At 72.3% G+C, this 19391-nt stretch carries 14 protein-coding genes; 10 read left to right on the forward strand and 4 right to left on the reverse strand.

The window, feature by feature from the left end:
- Nucleotides 1–70: 70 nt before the first annotated feature.
- The gene (locus LCH29_RS24050; RefSeq protein WP_123101238.1) at nt 71–493 is read left to right on the forward strand and encodes a PPOX class F420-dependent oxidoreductase; all 423 of its coding nucleotides are present in this window, start codon (nt 71–73) and stop codon (nt 491–493) included.
- A 34-nt stretch (nt 494–527) separates the two neighbouring features.
- On the opposite strand, the gene LCH29_RS24055 is transcribed toward LCH29_RS24050, so the two are convergent.
- Nucleotides 528–1613, reverse strand: a complete 1086-nt coding sequence (locus LCH29_RS24055; protein ID WP_446463807.1) for a tetratricopeptide repeat protein — start codon at nt 1611–1613, stop codon at nt 528–530.
- A gap of 303 nt (nt 1614–1916) precedes the next feature.
- Between LCH29_RS24055 and LCH29_RS24060 the strand changes: the two genes are divergently transcribed.
- From LCH29_RS24060 to LCH29_RS24070, 3 genes are all read left to right on the forward strand, one after another.
- Nucleotides 1917–2837, forward strand: coding sequence for an LLM class F420-dependent oxidoreductase (locus LCH29_RS24060; RefSeq protein WP_446463808.1), 921 nt, complete (start codon nt 1917–1919; stop codon nt 2835–2837).
- 197 nt (nt 2838–3034) lie between these two features.
- Nucleotides 3035–3478, forward strand: a complete 444-nt coding sequence (locus LCH29_RS24065) for a hypothetical protein (RefSeq protein ID WP_446463809.1) — start codon at nt 3035–3037, stop codon at nt 3476–3478.
- On the forward strand, nt 3459–4016 hold the full coding sequence (locus LCH29_RS24070; protein ID WP_446463810.1) for a cupin domain-containing protein: 558 nt from the start codon (nt 3459–3461) through the stop codon (nt 4014–4016). The genes LCH29_RS24065 and LCH29_RS24070 overlap by 20 nt, the downstream gene beginning before the upstream one ends.
- A gap of 97 nt (nt 4017–4113) precedes the next feature.
- On the opposite strand, the gene LCH29_RS24075 is transcribed toward LCH29_RS24070, so the two are convergent.
- Nucleotides 4114–4977 (reverse strand): ABC transporter substrate-binding protein, encoded by an 864-nt coding sequence (locus LCH29_RS24075; protein WP_446463911.1) that lies wholly within the window; start codon nt 4975–4977, stop codon nt 4114–4116.
- Nucleotides 4978–5487: 510 nt separating this feature from the next.
- Between LCH29_RS24075 and LCH29_RS24080 the strand changes: the two genes are divergently transcribed.
- The gene (locus LCH29_RS24080) at nt 5488–5964 is read left to right on the forward strand and encodes a hypothetical protein (RefSeq protein ID WP_446463811.1); all 477 of its coding nucleotides are present in this window, start codon (nt 5488–5490) and stop codon (nt 5962–5964) included.
- Here LCH29_RS24080 and LCH29_RS24085 read toward each other — a convergent pair.
- The gene (locus LCH29_RS24085) at nt 5937–7445 is read right to left on the reverse strand and encodes an MFS transporter (RefSeq protein WP_446463812.1); all 1509 of its coding nucleotides are present in this window, start codon (nt 7443–7445) and stop codon (nt 5937–5939) included. The genes LCH29_RS24080 and LCH29_RS24085 overlap by 28 nt on opposite strands.
- Nucleotides 7446–7529: 84 nt before the next feature.
- On the reverse strand, nt 7530–8108 hold the full coding sequence (locus LCH29_RS24090) for a class I SAM-dependent methyltransferase (protein ID WP_446463813.1): 579 nt from the start codon (nt 8106–8108) through the stop codon (nt 7530–7532).
- A 113-nt stretch (nt 8109–8221) separates the two neighbouring features.
- Here LCH29_RS24090 and LCH29_RS24095 point away from each other — a divergent pair, with 113 nt between their 5' ends.
- From LCH29_RS24095 to LCH29_RS24115, 5 genes are all read left to right on the forward strand, one after another.
- A complete protein-coding gene (locus LCH29_RS24095; RefSeq protein ID WP_446463814.1) occupies nt 8222–9403 on the forward strand; it encodes a serine hydrolase domain-containing protein in 1182 nt (393 codons plus the stop codon).
- Nucleotides 9404–9521: 118 nt separating this feature from the next.
- Complete coding sequence (locus tag LCH29_RS24100) at nt 9522–10733, forward strand: sigma-70 family RNA polymerase sigma factor (protein WP_446463815.1); 1212 nt, start codon at nt 9522–9524, stop codon at nt 10731–10733.
- A 133-nt stretch (nt 10734–10866) separates the two neighbouring features.
- On the forward strand, nt 10867–13686 hold the full coding sequence (locus LCH29_RS24105; protein WP_446463816.1) for a beta-L-arabinofuranosidase domain-containing protein: 2820 nt from the start codon (nt 10867–10869) through the stop codon (nt 13684–13686).
- A 147-nt stretch (nt 13687–13833) separates the two neighbouring features.
- The gene (locus LCH29_RS24110) at nt 13834–17052 is read left to right on the forward strand and encodes an NACHT domain-containing protein (protein ID WP_446463817.1); all 3219 of its coding nucleotides are present in this window, start codon (nt 13834–13836) and stop codon (nt 17050–17052) included.
- A 227-nt stretch (nt 17053–17279) separates the two neighbouring features.
- Nucleotides 17280–19391, forward strand: coding sequence for an ATP-binding protein (locus LCH29_RS24115; protein WP_446463818.1), 2112 nt, complete (start codon nt 17280–17282; stop codon nt 19389–19391).

The following is a 19391-nucleotide window of genomic DNA, read 5'->3' on the forward strand; positions in this document are numbered from 1 at the left end:
TACCATCCCGGCATCGCGGGGCCCGCCATGCCCTCCGGCTTGCCCCGCCACCCGTCAGCAAGGAGTTCTCATGTCCAAGCCGCCGCTGCCGCCCGAGGCCGTCGCCCTGCTGCGCGGCCCCAATCCAGCCGTCATGGCCACCGTGCGCTCGGACGGCACCCCCGTGTCCACTCCCACCTGGTACGCGTGGGAGGACGGCCGTGTCCTGGTCAACCTGGACGACGGCCGGGTGCGGCTGAAGCACCTGCGGCGCGATCCGCGGGTGACCCTCACCGTCCTGGACAAGGACGACTGGTACACCCATGTCACGCTCATAGGACGTGTCGTCGAGATGCGTGAGGACGAGGGCCTGGCCGACATCGACCGCATCGCGCACCACTACATCGGTGGCCCGTATCCGGACCGGGTCCGCGCCCGGACCAGCGCGTGGATCGAGGTCGAGCGGTGGCACGGCTGGGGTTCGATGAAGGACAACGACCAGGCCTCCGTGTAAGCCGTCGAACACCCCCGGGGCGGGGTTCTCCGCGTCAGGCGGGGGCGGCCTCCCTCCGGTGTTCCGGGGACGCCGTCGCCGCCTCCTCGTGCTCCGTGATGCCGAGCTCCACCCGGGCGCGGTCCACCATCCGGCGGGCGTGCCGCAGCCCGATGCGGTCCAGTACACCGGCCAGCTCGGCGAGATCGGCGGCTGTCCCGTCCCGGTCGCGTCCCAACCGGGCCAGGGACTTGACGAGCCCCAGCCTGGCGAGGGCCTCGCCGCGCGGCTCGCTCATGGTGCGGAACTCGGCCAGCGCCTCCTGGTAGATGTCACGCGCCTCGGCGAAGCGGCCCGCGCGATAGAGCACATTGCCGCGCATCTTGTGGTTGTAGGCCAGCGCGCTCATCAGGTTCATCGTGCGGCACGTCACCTCCGCCTCGGCGAGCAGTTCCAGCGCACGGTCCGCGTCGCCGTCGCGCACCGAGACGATGTCGGCCAGACCGCGCAGTGCCCAGGCGTGTCCGCGCCGGTCATCGGCCTGTGCGGCGATCGCCGCGGACTCCTCGAACATCGCGTACGCCGTGTCGTAGGACCCGGTGTTGCGATGCATCTGGGCGATGCCCTCCAGCGCCCAGACGGTGTGCCGCGCCTCGCCACGTTCCCGCGCCTCGGCGAGGAGTTGCTCGTGCAGCGCGCTCACGGCCTCGTAATCCCCTTGGATACGGCCCGTCTCCGCCATGCCCGCGAGCGAGTAGCCGCGGGCGAGGATGTCCCCTCCGCGTTCGCCGAGTTCGGCCGCGAACCCGAGCAGCCGCCACGCCAGCGCCAGGGCGCCCCGCTGCCGGGCGAGCGTGCCGCCGCTCCACAGCGCCCACGCCATCGCCCCGGCGTCCCCCGCCGTGCGGGCCGCCCGGTAGCTGGCCTTCCACTCGCGGTCGGCATCCGCCACGTGTCCCAGCCTGCGGTGAGCCTCGGCCACCGCGAGCCCCACGCGTGCCGTCTCACGCGGGCAGCCGCTCCGCTCGGCCGCCCGCAACTGCTCGGTGCCCGCGGCCAGTACGTCGACCAGTGACGAGTTCACGGACAGGGTGGTGGTGAGGGAGCCCTGGTACTCCGGGGCGAATGCCTTGCCGTACATGGATGCCTTTCCGTCGGTGATTCCCGCGGAAGCGCATGCCACCTGCTATACACCGCGTCTATACATCACGTGCATAGCAGGGCGCAAACGACCCCCTCTCCGGTGGCCGCCGCGCGTCCGCTGCCGATCAAGACGCGATATGGCCCGGGGAGGTTGTTCCGGATCCGTGTCACTCACATATGGTGTCCCGGACGGCCGGACGGCCGCCCGGGAAGCCGCCATGTCAGGCGCGGGGCAGCCGATGACACACAGCCGTCACACGCCAACGGAAATGCGGGGCCGCCCCCGTGGGTTCGCACAGACATGACCGTAGGAGTAGCACTCACCGCCGCAGACGCGGACAACCAGATCGACGCGAGCGTGCACCTCGCCAGGGAAGCCGCGGCCGCCGGGATGCGGTCCGCCTGGTTCGGCCAGACCTTCGGCGCCGACTCGCCCCAACTCGCGGCCCTCGTCGGGCGCGAGGTACCGGACCTGCACGTGGGCACGTCCGCGATCCCGGTCTTCGGACGTCACCCGTTGCTCGTGTCCAGCCAGGCCCAGACCGCGCAGGCGGCCACGCACGGCCGCTACCACCTCGGCCTGGCGCTGGGGACCAAGCTCCTGACGGAGGCGGGCTTCGGTCTTCCCTTCGAACGGCCCATCGCCCGTCTGCGTGAATTCCTCACCGCGCTGCGGCAGTTGACCGAGACCGGCGCCGCCGAATTCCACGGCGAACTGCTCACCGCGACCACCCCGCTTTCCGCCCGCGTCCCGGGTGCCGAGAGCGGCGTACCGCTGCTCGTCGCCGCGATGGGCCCGCAGGCGCTGCGGGCCAGCGGGGAGCTGGCGGACGGCATCCTGCCCTACCTCGCCGGGCCTCGCGCCCTGGCCGAGCACATCGTCCCCGCCGTCACCGCGGCTGCGGAGGCCGCCGGTCGTCCCGCGCCCCGCATCGTGGCGCTGGTGCACGGTGTGGTCACGGACGATGCCGACTCCGTGCGCGAGACGGTGGGCGAACAGCTCGCGTTCTACGAGCAGATCCCCTCCTACGCACGGGTCATCGGACTCTCCGGCGGCACCCGGGCCGTCGATATGTCCGTGATCGGCGACGAGAAGACCGTGGCCGCCGAGGTACGGCGCTACCGGGACGCCGGGGCGACGGAGGTGGTGTTCACGGGGACGGAGTCCGTCGGTGACGCCGCCCGCCGCCGCACCTGGGCGCTCCTGGGCGAACTGGCCTGACCACACCCCCGCGACTCCCGAAGAGTGAGGAAGACACCGAGGAGATGACCACATCAAGACCATCCTTCAGCCCTGACGCCCCGAGGAGGATGAGCCGAATATTGGCTTCCCCTTAACGAACCGCTGGAGTGACGCTGGCTTCGCCCTGGGCCAGGGGCAACTACGGTGGTCTGCGGCCCCGCCCGTACGGAGGAAACATGTCACCCGATTCCGGCTCGCCCCCTTCACCGGACGACCACTCGGCCGCCGAGACCCGCGTCGGGCCAGGTGAGGAGGGAGACGACGGGTCAAGCGCCCGGGACCGCTGGAGGAACCACAAGACCACGGTCCTCACCGCGGCCGGTACCGCTCTGGTCCTCGCCGGATGCGCCCTGGCCATGTCGACGATCATCGACTCGGCCTCCGTCTCCTTCGGCAGCAGGCAGCCCGCGGGAGGACAGGTCTCGCTCACCGCCCCTCCGAGCCAGGGGGACGGGTCCGCCCCTCCGCCCGCCCGCGAAAAGACTCCCCCGACCGGCTCCACCGCCCCTCAACCGTCGGCCAGCAGCGGTCCGGAAAGCCCCTCTCAGGACGACGAGGACGACCGCGAAGACAGCCACGACGATGAAGACGACGAGGACGATGAGGACGACGACGGATAAGACCCTCTCCGGCACCCCCTCTAAGGATCGCGACGCTGCCCCTCGGAAGGACGGCTTCCACCCCGATCTGCCTGACCATCCCGACGGCGGTACCGCGCTGCCGCTCCGCGCGCGGCTGCACCACATCCGCGCCGACGCCCTCGACGGCGACACCGCCCAGTCCGGCGGGATGCGGCGGTTCGCCGCGATCAGCGGACGCAGCGTCGGATCGGAGCGCATCTGGATGGGCCAGACGCATGTCGCCCCCGACACCGCGTCGTCCAACCACCACCACGGGGCCTCCGAGACGGCGATCCACGTGGTGAAGGGGCACCCGGAGTTCGTCTTCCTCGACGACTCCAGCGGCACGCCCGAGGAGGTCCGCATCCGCACCTCGCCCGGCGACTACATCTTCGTGCCGCCGTACGTCCCGCATCGCGAGGAGAACCCCAGCCCGGACGACGAGGCCGTCGTGGTGATCGCCCGCAGCACCCAGGAGGCCATCGTCGTCAACCTGCCGGAGCTGTACGTGCTCGACACCGCCCCCGACGCCGGCTGACGCCCACTCCGGCCCGGCGGGCGGCCGGTGCGGCCGGGTGCCGGCCCGCACCGTCGAGTGCGACGGCGAGATGGGGGGCGGCCCTCGTGGCGGCCCGTCATGAGGTCTGCTCGGGCGGGTTGATCCGCGAGGTCTTGATCGCGGATGGCTCGGTGCCCCACTTGTCGAGGATGCGGGCGTAGGTCCCGTCCTTGATCAGCTCGTTGACAGCGGCCTGGAAGGCCCGGGTGAGCCGTGATCCCTTCTTGAAGGCGAAGCCCACGTCGAGCCGGTGGTACTCACCGAGGAAGGTGGTCTTCGCGGCCTTCTGGGCCGCCTGGTAGCGGAGGCCGTTGATGGTGGACATCTCCACGTCGATCCGGCCCTGCTGGAGTGCGGTGAGGATCGCCCCGTTCTCCGAGTAGACCTTCACCTCGTACGGCTTCTTGCCCGCCTTGGCGCACACCTTCTTCCGGGCTTCGAGCGTCGCCTCGAGGGTGGTACCCGCGCCGGTGCCGATGGTCAGGCCGCACAGCCGAGTGAGGTCGGTGACCTTGCCGCCGAGCGCGGTGTTGCCCTTCTTCACCGCGAAGCCCTGGCCGTCGTTGATGTAGGTGGCGAAGTCGACGGTCTTCAGCCGCTCGGCGGTGACGCCGAAGTTGCCGGTCCCGACGTCGAACTTGCCGCTGCCGAGGGCGGGCAGGATCGTCTCGAACGAGGCGTCCTGACGCTTCAGCGTGACGCCGAGGACCTTGGCCACCGCGTTGGCGAGGTCGATGTCCTGGCCCACCGGCTTTCCGCCCGTCCCCTGCGGGTAGTACGCGTTCGGCGGTCCCCCGACCGAGCTGCCGATCCGCAGCGTGCCCGACTTCCTGAGATCCGCAGACAGTGGCGGCACGACAGCGACAGATGGAGGCGGTAGCGGCGTGGCACGGCGTAGTGTCCACTGCGCGCGTCCCGGCCGATCCTGCCCCGGAACGATGCGACGGACAGCGAGGACGGCGCGGCTTTCCCAGGTGTGACGGACACGTTTCTGCCCAGGTCGGGTTCTTCGCTGGTGGTGAGACGTACGGTGAGCGGCCGGCGGCGGACGGCCTGCGGTGAGCGCGCGGCGGCGTTCGCCCGCATCGGCGCATGACGACGCTGTCGGATATCCCCGATGGCCGATCGGCTCAGGCGAGAGGACTTGCGGCGCTGCACACGCGCAGCAGGTCGATGTGGCGGCGGGAGGTCAGAAGGGGAGATGGCCGATGCGTGCGGACCTCCCGGTCGGCGGCCGCAGCCAACGCGCGCGGTCGCGTGTTTCCGTTACCGCATCCACCACCGTCACGCCTGCTCCCCTTCCTTCGGCACGGGCCGCCTGCCATCATTCCCTATTAATTCAGTAGGAAAAATAGGGAATCAGGCCGCAGACGTCCACCCGCTATCGTCGGCCCGTGAACGTGTTGGCCGGTCCGGCTCACGCCGAGAGGCTCCGGCCCGGAGGTGACAGGTGACGGCGGAGAGCGGCGGCAACGGGTCACGGTTCGAGGCGGCCACGGGTGACGAAGAGCCCCTCGGCGTGGGCACCCGGGAGCGGGTGGCGGCGGTGCGGGCGGCGTTCGACGGACTGCGCGAGATCCGCCGGCTGATGAACACCGACCGGGACGACCCCCTCGCCGCCCCCGCCCCCTGGGAGCGGCACCAGCCGGTACGGGCCGTGGCCATCGCCCTGGAGGCGGCGGCCATCCCGCCCTCGGCCGTCGGCGCCGACGGCCACCGGCTGGTGACGGGATACCGCTGCGGCGAGGCCGAGCAGCCGGGGGTGGTCCGGGTCGAGTGGCTGGGGCCTCCGGGAAGTGGCGCCGCGTACGCGGCGGGAGAGGAGCTGGCCCGCTGCGCCCGCGTGCTGCGCGAGCTGGGCTGGGAGGCCCTGGAGTACCGTGGTCACGGCCGCCACCGCTACCTGGAGGTCGAACCCCTCCCCTGACGCCGGGCGGGCGCCGCGCATCCCGCGGCGACGCACGCGGCGGCGAGGAGGATGCCGAAGCCGACCGTCAGGGCGGTGGTGTAGCCGTGCACGGATGCCGCGGTCGGCGTGGTGTCGGGTGCGGACGCGAGGTGGGCCGCCGTGGCACTGGCGGCGATGGTGTTGAGCAGTGCGGTGCCGAGTGCGGCTCCCAGTTGCTGGGAGGCGTTGTACGCGGCCGACGCGGCGCCGACGTCGTTGCGGTGCAGGTCCGCGGTGGCCAGGCTCGCCGTCGGGGGCATGACGCAGCCGAGGCCGAGCCCGGTGAGCACCAGGGCGGGTACCAGGTGGAGCGGCAGGATGTCCGTGCTCTGCGGTGTCAGGCGGGTCAGGACGAACATCCCGGCGGACGCGGCGAGCAGGCCGGGCAGGATCAACGCCGCGGGGGCGACGCGTCCGTGCAGTCTCCCGGCGATGAGGGTGGATCCGAGCAGGGCGGCCAGGGCGTTGATGATGAGCGTCAGGCCCGCCCGGACCGGCGAATAGCCCAGGACGGTCTGGGTGTAGTAGCTCAGGAACAGGTAGAAGCCGAACATCGCGACGAACATCAGGGTGATCGAGACGAACGCACCGGCGCGGGCCCGGTGCAGAAGTACCCGCATCGGCAGCAGCGGGCGGGGCGCCCGGACCTCGACGGCCGCGAACGCGGCCAGCAGCAGGACACCCCCGGCCAGGAGCGCCAGCACCTTCGGCGCGCCCCAGCCGAGCGGTTCGGCTTCGTTGAAGGCGTACACCACGGCGGCGAACCCGGTGGCGCTGAGCAGTGCGCCCGCGACGTCGAGCCGTCCGCCACCGCGGGCCGGGCGGGCCGGGCGGTCCGGTGGCACGAAGGTCGTGCCGAGGACGGCGAGGAGGGCGACGGGGACGTTGACGTACAGACACCAGCGCCAGCTGACGTACTCCGTCAGCAGTCCCCCGGCGACCAGGCCGAGGGCCGATCCGGCGGCGCCGACCGCGGCGAACACACCGAACGCCCGGCCGCGTTCGCGCGGCTCGGTGAACGTCATGGTCAGCAACGACAATCCGGCGGGCGCCAGGACGGCGGCGAACACACCCTGGAGGGCCCGGGCCGCGAAGAACATCCCGGGAGCCGCGGCGGCCCCACCCAGCGCGGACGCCGCGGCGAAGCCGACCAAGCCGACGACGAACGCCCGCCGGTGGCCCAGCACGCCGCTGATCCGGCCCCCGATCAGCAGTAACCCGCCGAAGGCCAGGGCATAGGCGGTGATCGCCCATTGCCGGTTCGCCTCGGACATGCCGAGCGCGCTCTGCGCGGAGGGCAGCGCGATGTTCACTATCGTCCCGTCCAGCACCACGAGCAACTGGGCCGCGCTCACCACCGGCAGCGTCCACCACCGCCGCTGCGGCGCGGGGCGTTCCTTGGTGTCGGGAGCGTCGGCGGCAGGCTCCGCCTCGGGCGGTTCGATGTCTTGGGCATCCATGAATTCAAGTGTTTCGTTGAAGTCCTCCCGGAGACTTTTCGTCGCCCCTGGGCCGTCGGTTCAGGGTCGGCGGGCGGACGACCCTCAAGCCGCCGGTTGAACCCGGCCACGCAGGATCAGCATGGCCAACCCCTCCGCGTCGAGCCGTTCCACCCGCTCCCATCCGTCGCTCAGCAGACCGATCTCCGTCTCGTCCAGCGCGATCCCCCGCCGCTCCTCGGGGGTCGTCGCGGCGAGCGGTGTGATCACCACGATCGCGCCGCCTTCCCCCAGCCGACGGCCGAGGTCGTCCATGACCCGGGTGCGGTGGCGGAAGAAGGCATAGACGAGCCTGAGGGTGATCAGGTCGTAGCCGTCCCGGTGCAACGGGGCGAGGTCGTCCCGCTCGACGTCCAGGCGCAGCCACCGCACACCCGACGGGTGATCGGCACCGGCCTGAGCGAGGGCGCTGTCGGCCCAGTCGACGGCGTCCACGGTGTAGCCCACCGACGCCAGATGCGCGGCCAGTTCGCCCAGGCCGCAGCCCACGTCGAGGGCACGGCCGCCCCCGGCGGGGGCGGGCACGTGCGCGGACAGCAGTGCGCGTTCGGTGTCCCCGAGGGGCCGGAATGTCTTCCCGTCGGCGTAGTGGGCGTCCCACTCGTCCTGCCGTGTGTGTTCCAACGGACTGCTCCTCGGGGGGTGGTGGCGACTGCCGGAGGATCTCCCCGGGTTTCCGCTGGTCCAACCAGTCGGTATGTTGCCAGTCTGCCGAACAGACCCGTTGGGAGTGCCCCATGACGCAGCAGTCCGTGCCGTCCGCACCGCGCATCGAAGGCCACTGCGACCCGCGGTTCGCCGCCGTGCGTGCCGCGTTCGAAGCCAACTTCACCGAGCGCGCGGAACTGGGCGCGGCGGTGGCGGTCCACGTGGACGGGCGAACCGTGGTGGATCTGTGGGGCGGTTGGGCGGATGCCCGGCGCGAGCGGCCGTGGGAGCGGGACACCGTGGTGAACGTCTGGTCCACCACCAAGGGGGTGACGGCGCTGTGCGCCCATGTGCTCGCGGATCGGGGGCTGCTGGACTTCGACGCTCCGGTGGCCTCGTACTGGCCGGAGTTCGCGGCGGCGGGCAAGGACACCGTGCTCGTGCGCCATCTGCTCTCCCACCGGGCGGGCCTTGCCGGGTTGCGGGAGAAGCACACCGTGGCCGATCTGTGCGACTGGGAGAAGACCTGTGCGCGGCTGGCCGCCACCGAGCCGTGGTGGGAGCCCGGTACGCGGTCCGGATACCACGCCATAACCTACGGACACTTGGTCGGCGAGGTGATCCGGCGCATCACCGGTGTCCTGCCCGGGGAGTTCCTGCGCCGGGAGATCACCGGGCCGCTGGGGATCGATTTCAGCATCGGGCTGCCGGAGAAGGAGGCCGGGCGGGCGGCGGAGCTGGTCCATCCGCCCGCCGCCGCGTCCAGTGAACAGGCCGCGGTCTTCGCCCAGTTGGAGCCCGTCGCGATCGCCGCACTGGCCAACCCGCTCGTCGGGGCCGCCGAGGCCAACACGCCGCGGTGGCGGGCGGCCGAGATCCCGGCCGCCAACGGCCACGGGACGGCCCGTGCGATCTCCGAACTCTACGGCGTCTACGCCCGCCATGGCCTGTCCGGGGACCACCGGGTGCTCTCGCCCGAGGCCGTCGAGCGTGCCCGCGAGGGGCAGGGGGCGTGCCGGGACCTGATCCTCGGACACGGCTTCACCCATGACACCGAAACCGGGCTCGGGGTGTGGCTGAGCGGCCCCAACCACTCCTACGGCCCCAACCACCGCGCCTTCGGCCACGACGGCTTCGGCGGCTCCTGCGGCCACGCCGATCCCGAAGCCCGGGTCAGCCTCGGCTATGTCATGAACCGCATGGGTCCGCGCATCGCCGACGACCCCCGGAAGATGGCCCTGATCGACGCGGTGTACACGGCACTGCGTTGACGCTGTCGTCGAGGTCGCCGTTGACGTTGCCGTCGGCCTGAGAAAAAACTGTTATCGGCGGTGGTGTGGCTCCGTCTCCTGAGCGTCCCGTGTCATTCCCGTTCAGGAGTTGAGCCACATGCCGCACGACAACAAGCACCGCCTCAGCCGCAGGGGCCTCTTCACCCTCGGCGTGGCCTCGTGGCGACCGGGGCGCTCGGCGGCGGAGTGGCCGCGCTCGCCGGGGGCGGCGCCTCGGCCGCCCCCGGCGGACGTCGCGCACCCCGGCGCGCTGCACAGCGCGGGGGATCTGCACCGTGCCAAGGTGCGGGTGGCGGCGGACGACGACCCGTGGCTGGCGGGCCGGCTGCTCGTCGGCATCGCGCTGGTGCCGCTGCCGGTCGGCTTCACGCTCGCGACGGCGCTGGGCGGCAAGACGGCGGCCGCGGTAACGACGGCTGCGGCCGCTTCCGCCGCGGCTCCGGCGGGCTGGTCGGCCAAGGTGCTCGGCGCGCTGGCCAAACCCGCGGTGGCGGTGACCGCCGGGGCGGCCATCGCCGCGGGCGGGGCATACGTCGTGACGCAGGCGCCGGACGAGCCCCCGCCGCGCGCCGCGCCGCCCACCGCCGCGAGCACGGCGCGCCCGCCGTCGTCCGCGCCCCCGCCCTCCCCGACGCCGTCACCCTCACGCCCCGAGAGGCAGCTGGACGGCACCGTCGTCGACACGGTCGACCGCGCTCCCTCGGCCGCCACCCGGCCCGCGGCGCTGCCGCGGCGCGCCGACGGCACGGTGACGCTGACCGGGGCGCCGCCGACCGGGCTGACCCACCGGGGCGAGCGGGTCACGTTCACGGGGCGCGGACACGTCCGGGTGCGCTGGCAGGTGCTGCCCGGGCAGCGCCCCGGCGCGCTCGCCATGCCGACGTGGACCGGCCTGCGCGGCATGCTCTTCCACGTGGCCTCCGGCGGCGGGCGGCGCCTGGACGACGTGACTCCGGGTTCGACGGACGGCACGACCTGGTTGGGCGGCCCCGCCACCGGCACCACCGTGCTGCCCACCGGGGCCCAGCAGATGTGGCGGAACGAGTACTTCTGGCTGGACGGGAGCGTCACCCTCCACCAGAACGAGCGGGGCGCGGACTACAACCTCTTCGTCCAGGCGTCCCGTTGGGACCAGGTGACGGACGACGTGGCCACGCCGCCCGACGCGGGTGCGGGCCTCGTCCGTTACGGGCTGGTCCGCGACACCGGCGGGGACACGGCACCGGTGCCGCAGCATCTGACGCGCGCACGGCCCGCGGACCCCGCGACCGTGCGGCAGCGATCCCGGGTCGCTCCCCCGCCCCACTGACGCGGGTGCCAACTCTCGTCCTCTCTCTTGACGTGTTCTGACCGGCGTTCTACTTTCTGGTCGCCTTTCCGAACGATGTTTGACATGCCGAACAGCGAACACCTGTCCGTCGCCCCCAGAAACGAGGCCATCCATGGCACCCGCACCCGCCAGACGAGCCGTCCTCCGTGCCGCAGCCCTCGTCGCGGCGGCCCCGGCACTGACCTCGCTCGCCGTCGGCCGGGCAACCGCCGCCTCGGGGGCCGCGACCGGGGCCGGGGTCCCGGCCGCCTGGACACTCCAGCCGTTCAGCCCCGAGGACGTGGCCCTTCGTGAGGGCGTCTTCACCGCCAAGCGCCAACTGATGCTGGACTTCGGCCGCGGCTACGACGCCGACCGGCTGCTCCAGGTCTTCCGGGCCAACGCGGGCCTGGCCACCCGTGGTGCGGTCGCCCCGGGCGGCTGGGAGGGGCTGGACGGCGAGGCCAACGGCAACCTCCGCGGACACTTCACCGGCCACTTCCTCACCATGCTCTCCCAGGCCTACACCGGCACCGGCGAGACGGTGTACGCGGACAAGATCCGCCACATGGTCGGGGCGCTGGACGAGGTCCGCGAGGCGCTGCGGCGCGATCCGGTGGTGCTCAGCGTTCCGGGCAGGTTCGGCACCGCCGCGGAGAACGTCCGCGGGTCCTACCACTACGTCGACCTGCCGGACACCGTGCTCGGCGACGCCACCGCGGTCACCCTCGCCGCCCGGGTCAAGCCCACCCACGACGCGGGCTGGGCCCGGATCCTCGACTTCGGCGACGACACCACCCGCTATCTCTATCTGACCGCCCGCAACGCCAAGGGCAACCCCCGCTTCGCCATCACCACCTCGGGGGCGGGCGGCGAGCAGAGCCTCGACGGCACGGCGCCGCTGCCCCTGGACGAGTGGAGCCATCTGGCGGTGACGATCGCGGACGGCACCGGAATCCTGTACGTCAACGGCTCGGCGGTCGCGAAGAACACCGCGATGACCCTCACCCCGGCCGCCCTGGGCACCCTGCGCGACCACTGGCTCGGCCGGTCCCACTACGCCGCCGACCCGGTGTTCGCGGGGGCCTTCGACGAGGTCGGCATCTGGTCGCGGGCCCTGACCGCGGCCCAGATCGCGGAGCTCCGGGACCGCCCGGCCGCCGAGTCGTCCGCCGGGGCCGGAGACCTGGCCGCGTACACCTTCGCGGAGACCACCGGCGGCACCTTCGCCGACTCCTCGGGCCACGACCGCCACGCCACCCTGCGCCGCACCTGGGGAGGGCCGAGCCACCCCGGGTTCCTCGCGGCGTACCCGGAGACGCAGTTCATCACCCTGGAGTCGATGACGAGCGGCGACTACACCGTGGTGTGGGCGCCGTACTACACCGCGCACAAGATCCTGCGCGGGCTGCTCGACGCCCATCTCGCCACGGGCGACGCGCGGGCCCTGGACCTCGCGATGGGCATGTGCGACTGGATGTACTCCCGGCTGTCCGCGCTGCCCCGGAGCACCCTCCAGCGGATGTGGGACATCTTCTCCAGCGGCGAGTTCGGCGGCATCGTCGAGGCGATCTGCGATCTGTACGCGATCAGCGGCAAGGACCGGCACCTGGCGCTGGCCCGCCTGTTCGACCTCGACAAGCTCATCGACGCCTGCGCGGCGGGCAACGACACCCTGGACGGCCTGCACGCCAACCAGCACATCCCGATCTTCACCGGCCTGGTCCGGCTGTACGACGAGACGAAGGAGGAGCGCTACCTCACCGCGGCGAAGAACTTCTGGGACATGGTCGTCCCGACCCGGATGTACGGGATCGGCGGCACCAGCAACCGGGAGTTCTGGGGCGCCCGCGGCGCCATCGCCAAGACCCTCAGCGACACCACCGCCGAGACCTGCTGCGCCTACAACATGCTCAAGCTCAGCAGGATGCTGTTCTTCCACGAGCAGGACCCGAAGTACATGGACTACTACGAGCGCGCCCTGTACAACCAGGTGCTCGGCTCCAAGCAGGACAAGGCCGACGCGGAGAAGCCGCTCGTCACGTACTTCATCGGCCTGGTGCCGGGGCATGTGCGCGACTACACCCCCAAGGCGGGCACCACCTGCTGCGAGGGCACCGGCATGGAGAGCGCCACCAAGTACCAGGACTCGGTGTACTTCAGACGGGCCGACGGCACCGCGCTGTACGTCAACCTGTACAGCCCGTCCACGCTCACCTGGGCCGAGAAGGGCATCACCGTCACCCAGTCCACCGGCTATCCGAGGGAGCAGGGTTCCACGCTCACCGTGCGGGGCCGCACCGCCGCCTTCGCCTTACGGCTGCGCGTGCCCGCGTGGGCGACGGGCGGCTTCCGGGTGGCCGTCAACGGCAAGGCGGTGAAGGGGACCTGGTCGCCCGGCAGCTATGCCTCGGTGTCCCGCACCTGGCGCGACGGGGACACCGTCCGGGTCGACATCCCCTTCCGGCTGCGCGTGGAGAAGGCGCTCGACGACCCGCGCGTACAGACCCTGTTCCACGGTCCGGTCAACCTGGTGGCGCGCGACGCGCGAACGTCCTTCCTCACCTTCGACCTCTACCGCAACGCCGCCCTCTCCGGCGACCTGCTGCCCACACTCACCCCCGTGCCGGGCAAGCCGCTCCACTACACGCTCGACGGCGTCGAGTTCGCCCCGTTCTGGGAAGGCACCGAGGAGCCGACGCACGCCTACTTCCACCGCTCCGAGCCGACCGTGGTCTTCGGCACCACCGACTCCGGCGTCGCCAACCCGGCCCGGGACGACGGCACCACCCTCCTCGACGCGATCTGGGCCGCCGCCCCGTACCGGAACAAGGACGCGCTGGTCAAGCGCGTCCAGTCCACCGTGGACGCCTGGGTGACCGCGGGGCTGCTCACCGCCGCGGACGGTCGGCGCGTCGTCGCCACGGCGAAGAAGGCCGACTACCTAACCTGAACGAACGTAACGGCGACGGCGCTCGGCACAAGCCCGGCGCCGCGCGCCCTGCCTCAACGCGGCCGTCCGCGGCTATGGTGAGCGGGGGACGAGGGGTACGGGCCCCGGCGGGGGAAGCGCGTCGGCGCTGGTGAGAGAGGGGCTACTGTGGACGGCGGCACGGTGGGGCTCCGGATCGCATCGGCAGTGGTCGTGCCGGTGGTCAAACGGCTGCTGGTGCCGCCCGCGAGCGCACCGGCGGCCGAGTTCGGCGAGCGCCCGATCCCGATCCGCCGGCTGGTGTCCTTCGCCAAGGAGCACCGCACCCTGACCGAGGACGATCTGCACAAGCTCGCCCGGGAGCTGGTCCGCCGCGCCGTGCGGGCCGCGGGTCCCCACGATCCGCCGATCGGCGCCGACGAGCACGACTCCGTCGGGCAGGCGCTGACCCGCACCCTGCACGCGCTCGGCGACCTCGACATGGACGACGTCCACGCCTTCGCGCTCGGCCCCGAGCGGCTGGCCGCGGAGCTGTCCAGGAGCGCGGGCCCCGACACCCGCAGGCTCCTCAGCGACGACGCCGCCCGCTTCCACGACCGCCTCCTGGAGACGGCGTGCGTCCATCTCATGCGCTTCTTCAGCCAGCGGCCCGGTTTCGCCGCCCGTGCGCAGATCGAGCAGAGCCGCGAGATCCGGGAGCAGAGCGAGAAATTGGACAGGATCCTGCGGCGGCTGCCCGACATCAGCCGCCAGGACGCGGAGTTCGAGGAGGACTACGCGCGCTACGTCGTCGAGTACCACGGCAGGCTCACGATCTACGGGGTCGATCTGCGCGAACCGGACGGCCAGGACTGGCCGCTGGAGACCGCGTATCTGAGCCTGGAGGCCAGGCCGTACCGCGAGGGGACCGATCCGCTGCCGGCGGAGAACGGCGAGCCGGGCAGCGACCGGGACGCGGAGGCCGAGCGGGCCGCGGGACCGGCCGATGCCGTCTTCGCCCGCCATGAGCGGGTGCTGCTGCGCGGGGTCGCCGGCACCGGCAAGACGACCCTGGTGCAGTGGCTGGCCCTCGCCACGGCGCAGCAGGAGCGGGTGCCGGGAGGGCTGTCGCAGCTGTTCGGCCGCGTCCCCTTCGTCCTGCCGCTGCGCACCCTGGCGCACAAGGGCGCCGAGCTGCCGATGCCCGAGGAGTTCCTGCGCTGGATCGGCTGTCCACTGGTGGGTACCGAACCGGACGGATGGGCGGCACGGGTCCTTCAGCACGGGCGCGGCGTGCTCCTGATCGACGGGGCCGACGAGATCCCGAAGGAGGACCGGACCCGCACTCGGGCCTGGCTCAAGAAGCTGCTCGCCGTCTTCCCCGGCAACCTGTGGCTGCTGACCTCCCGCCCGTCGGCCCTGGAGCGGGGCTGGCTGGCGCGCGAGGGCTTCCAGGAGTTCGCGCTCGCCGCGATGCGGCCCGCCGACATGAAGCAGTTCATCCGGCGCTGGCACGCGGCGGCCGGGGCATCGGAGGAGCTGGGCGAGTCGCTGGCGCTGTCCCTGCGCAGGAGCCCCGAGTTGAGCCGCCTGGCGACCAATCCGCTGATGTGCGGCCTGATCTGCGCCCTGCACCGGGAGCGCCGCGGCTTCCTGCCCCAGGGCCGCGCCTCGCTGTACGAGGCGGCGCTGTCGATGCTCCTGGAGCGGCGCGACCTGGAGCGCGAAGTGTACGGCCGCAGCCGCCCGGTGCTGGACCAGAAGTCGGCGACGGAGCCGCTCCAGAAGCTGGCGTACTGGCTGATCCGCAACGAGCGGACGCAGCTGGACCGTCCGGACGCGGTGGACGTGGTGCGGCGGCTACAGCCCTCCGTCCCCCGTCTGGCGGAAGTCGGGACGCCGGAGGAAGCTTTGCAGCATCTGCTGGAACGTTCCGGTTTGTTGCGGGAACCCGCCACAGGTGCGGTGAACTTCATTCACCGGACTTTTCAGGATTTCCTGGGCGCCAGGGCCGTACTGGAAGAGCGCGACATGGGCATGCTGGTGAACAACGCGCACTTGGACCAGTGGGAGGACGTGGTTCAGATGGCCGTCGCACAGGCCCGTCACCAGGAGCGCGCCGACCTGCTGACCCGCCTCCGCGAGCGGGGCGACCGCGAGCAGGACGCGGCGGTCCGGGCGCGGTTACGGCTCCTCGCCCTCGCCTCCCTCGAACAGGCCACCCGCCTGGAGCCGACCGTGCGGGAAGCGATCGAGGACCGGGCCGCGCGGCTGCTCCCACCGCGCAGTCTGCGGGAGGCCAGGTCACTGGCGCAGACGGGACCGCTGCTGCTCGGCCTGCTGCCCGCGGCGAAGGATCTGGAGGGCGACGAGGAACTGGCCACCGTCCACGCGATATGCCAGATCGGCGGGGACGCCGCCATCCCCAGGCTCCGGGAGTTCCTGCGCACCGGCCAGCCCGCGGTGCGCGCTCAGCTCCTCGGCCACTGGGACCGGTTCGACACGACGGCGTACGCCGAGGAGATCGTGCGCCCGCTCCTCGACACCGCCCCCGAGGAGATCGTGACGGTGCGCTCGCACGCCGAGCTGGACGCGCTGCGCACGATGTCCGGGTATCAGCGCGTGGGCCTGCACGGCGACTTCGGCCCCGACGAGATCCGCGACTCGCTCGACCCGCGGCGGCTGCGCGAGCTGCGGCTGCGCAACACCCTCCAGCTGGAGGATCTCGGTCTGCTCTCCGCCTACCCCGAGCTGGAGACGCTCGCCCTCCAGGGCTGCCGGAACGTCAAGGACCCGGCGCCGCTGACCCGGCTGCCGCGGCTGCGGAGGCTGGAGCTGCGGGACCTCCCCCAGTTCGAGACGCTGCTGAAGCTGGCGGACTGCCCCCGCCTCGAGGGCCTCCTCGTCGGCCCTGAGGTGCCCTGGCGCGGCCTGTCCGACCTGCCGCGCGCCGCCGAGCTGCGGCTGCTGGCGCTGCCGTCGGCGGCGGCCCAGCTCGCGGGCATCGTGGCCTGCCGGGGGCTGGAGGAGCTGCGGCTGCAGGACGCGAGCGAGCGGCTGACGCCGGACGAGTGGGGCTCGCTCGTCGCCGAGTTGCCGAACCTGCGCAAGCTGACGCTCTCCCCACAGCAGCTGAGCATGCTGCTCTTCGCCCCTCGCACCGAAATCCCCCAGGTCACCCACCTGGATGTATGGGCCAGGGCCGGTGCCGCGGTTCCGCTGCGGCGGATCGCCCGGCGCCTCCCGGGGCTCGAGGAGATCCATCTGTCGCAGGTCGCGGAAGTCGACCTCGCCTCCCTCGCCGGACTGCGCCGACTGCGCCGGGTGCGGCTCGTCTACCCCGGCGAGATCCGCGGGGCGGACTCACTTCCGGACAGCGTCGAACTGGATGTCTATCCACACCCCTGACACCCGGCTCCGCTCCGCACCAGTGTTCGACGCGGAGTCCCCGCTGGTCACTACCGCGTACCGATCCTGCCTTCACCTGGTGTGTTGCTCCCGCGACGGGTAAATTCTCTGTTTACAGGCGTAGTTGGTACGGATGTCAGCGGCTGATGTCTCGGGGGAGCGGTGCCGCCCGCCTCCGGAGTTGTGGCTGCCGGCAGCGTTGAGCAGCGGAGGCGGGACACACCCAGATGCGCGTATCGGAAGGGTCACCGCTGTATGGCCGGGACCCCCTGCTGCGCTCGCTCGTTCCCCGGCTCACCGGCCTGGCCCTCGACGAGCGCTCCCGTACGGCCCGGGAACACCAGGACGATCTGCCCGTGGTGCTGGTGACCGGATACCACGGCATCGGGCGCAGCGCCGTCCTCGGGGAACTGGCCGCGTGCTACCGGGACCGGCTGCCGCTCGCCCACGTACGGGTCGTCGCCACCGAAACCGCCGCCTTCCCGTCCGCGCCGGCCGACGGCGGCCCTCCCACCGCCTCCACCCCGGTCGAGATCCTGGCGGAGCTGGTGTGCGGGCTCGCGCCCTCGCTGCGCCGCCGCTTCCCCGTACTGGTGCCGGGCCTGTTCGCCGTCTCCGGCTGGCACCACGGCAACGCCGAGCAGCGGGACGCCGCGTGTCTCCGCTTCGCCCGGCTGCTGCTCGCCTGCCGCCTCACCGGCGGGGACGAGAACGCGCTGCGGCACGCCTGGGCCACCGCCGTCGAGGGCCGTCTGGAGTCCGTCGGGCCGAACGACGCCATCGGCGCGGAGTCGGACCCGTCGGACGCTTCGGGCCCGTGGGACGCTTCGGACCCGTCGGACCGGGACGCGGTCACCGCCGCCGTGGTGGCCGAGTACGCCGAGCGGTACCCGGCGGCCGCGGCCCAGGAGTGGTACCGGCGGCGCTTTCCCCGGGGCGCGGAGGGGCAGGATCCGCTGGTGCTGCTCGGGCAGTGGTTCCAGCAGGGCGGCGACTACCGGCATGCGGCCGAGCAGAGCCTGATGGCCGCCTTCCTGCACGATGTGGCCGCCTCCTACGGCAAGTTGCAGCGGTGGAACCGGGAGCCGTGGCCGCTCATCCTGCTCGACGACACCCACCACCCGCCCGGGCAGGACTTCCTCGATCTGCTCCTGGAGCACCGGGCGATGCCCGAACGCCCCGACCGCGAGGAGCTGGTCGTCGTGGCCACCCGGCTCGGCGGCCCGCCGGAGGACGCCTCCGCCGCGGTCCACCGCAACCTCCCCGACCTGGTGAAGTCCTCCGGCTGGGAACGCAGGGGTCTCCACCCCTCCGCCGGGCTGCTCACCGTCCCCCTCACCCCGCTGAGCCGGGACGACATCCTGCCGCTCCTGGTGCCGGACCGGCCCGCCCGGCCGCTGCACCCCTATCTGGCCTCCGCCGTGCACTCCCTCACCGGCGGGCATCCCGCGGTGACCACCGTGCTGTGCGCGGCGGTGCTGGACGCCACCGCGAAGGGCGCCGTCGTCGGCCCGCGGGATCTGCTCCACCTCCACGTCGAGGACGGGCGCCCGGTCACCGAAGCGCTCCTCGAGCAGCTGCTGCCGGACCGGCGCCAGCGCGACCGGCTGACCCTGCTCTCGCTCGCCCGCGACAGCACCGCGGCCGAGGCCCTGGCCGACCATCTGCGCCTCCAGGGCCCCGATCAGCTGCCCGCCAACTCCGCCACCGACTATCTCGAAGAGCAGCAGTGGCAGCACCTCACCCCGCCGGACGAGCCGCTGGTCACCGACCCCCTGCTGCGGACCCTGCTGGTGCACGAGGCGCGCCGCACCTCGCGGGCGGCCGACGACGGCCGCGACTGGCAGGACATCCACCGCTTTCTGCGGATGCACCACGCGCAGCGCGGCGAGAGCGGGGAGGCGGACGCGCTGCGGCATACGCTCGCCGCCGGGAACGCCGAGGCCGTGGTGGCCATGCTGGCGGAGGAGTTCCAGTCGGAGCAGGACGAACAGGCCGCCGGGCACTGGCTGTTGTGCCTCCAGTACGCCGCCACCGCGCCCACCCCGCCCGCCGGTGAGTGGACCGACGACCGCATGCAGGTCGCCCTCGGCGCGCACGACGGCCGGTACGCGGGACTGCACGAGATCGAGCGCTGCGTCAACCGGCTGCTGCACGCCCTGTGGCACGTATCCGAACCGCACGCCGAACCGGACCCCGAGTTGTGCAAGGCGGTCGGCGACGAGCTGGCCTACCTCTCGCCCCGGCACCCGTCCTGGCACGCCGTCCTGGGCCAGGCCGCCCGCAGCTGGCCTGCGGCGGCGCGGAAGAAGCGCCCCTTCCCCATCACCGGTCAGTGA

The sequence above is a fragment of the Streptomyces sp. BRA346 genome, assembly GCF_052851135.1.

Bases quoted from the DNA above. Each gene is read 5' to 3' on its own strand.
- LCH29_RS24050 (WP_123101238.1), top strand. From the start codon at position 71: ATGTCCAAGCCGCCGCTGCCGCCCGAGGCCGTCGCCCTGCTGCGCGGC.
- LCH29_RS24055 (WP_446463807.1), bottom strand. From the start codon at position 1,613: ATGTACGGCAAGGCATTCGCCCCGGAGTACCAGGGCTCCCTCACCACC.
- LCH29_RS24060 (WP_446463808.1), top strand. From the start codon at position 1,917: ATGACCGTAGGAGTAGCACTCACCGCCGCAGACGCGGACAACCAGATC.
- LCH29_RS24065 (WP_446463809.1), top strand. From the start codon at position 3,035: ATGTCACCCGATTCCGGCTCGCCCCCTTCACCGGACGACCACTCGGCC.
- LCH29_RS24070 (WP_446463810.1), top strand. From the start codon at position 3,459: ATGAGGACGACGACGGATAAGACCCTCTCCGGCACCCCCTCTAAGGAT.
- LCH29_RS24085 (WP_446463812.1), bottom strand. From the start codon at position 7,445: ATGGATGCCCAAGACATCGAACCGCCCGAGGCGGAGCCTGCCGCCGAC.
- LCH29_RS24095 (WP_446463814.1), top strand. From the start codon at position 8,222: ATGACGCAGCAGTCCGTGCCGTCCGCACCGCGCATCGAAGGCCACTGC.
- LCH29_RS24100 (WP_446463815.1), top strand. From the start codon at position 9,522: ATGCCGCACGACAACAAGCACCGCCTCAGCCGCAGGGGCCTCTTCACC.
- LCH29_RS24105 (WP_446463816.1), top strand. From the start codon at position 10,867: ATGGCACCCGCACCCGCCAGACGAGCCGTCCTCCGTGCCGCAGCCCTC.
- LCH29_RS24115 (WP_446463818.1), top strand. From the start codon at position 17,280: ATGCGCGTATCGGAAGGGTCACCGCTGTATGGCCGGGACCCCCTGCTG.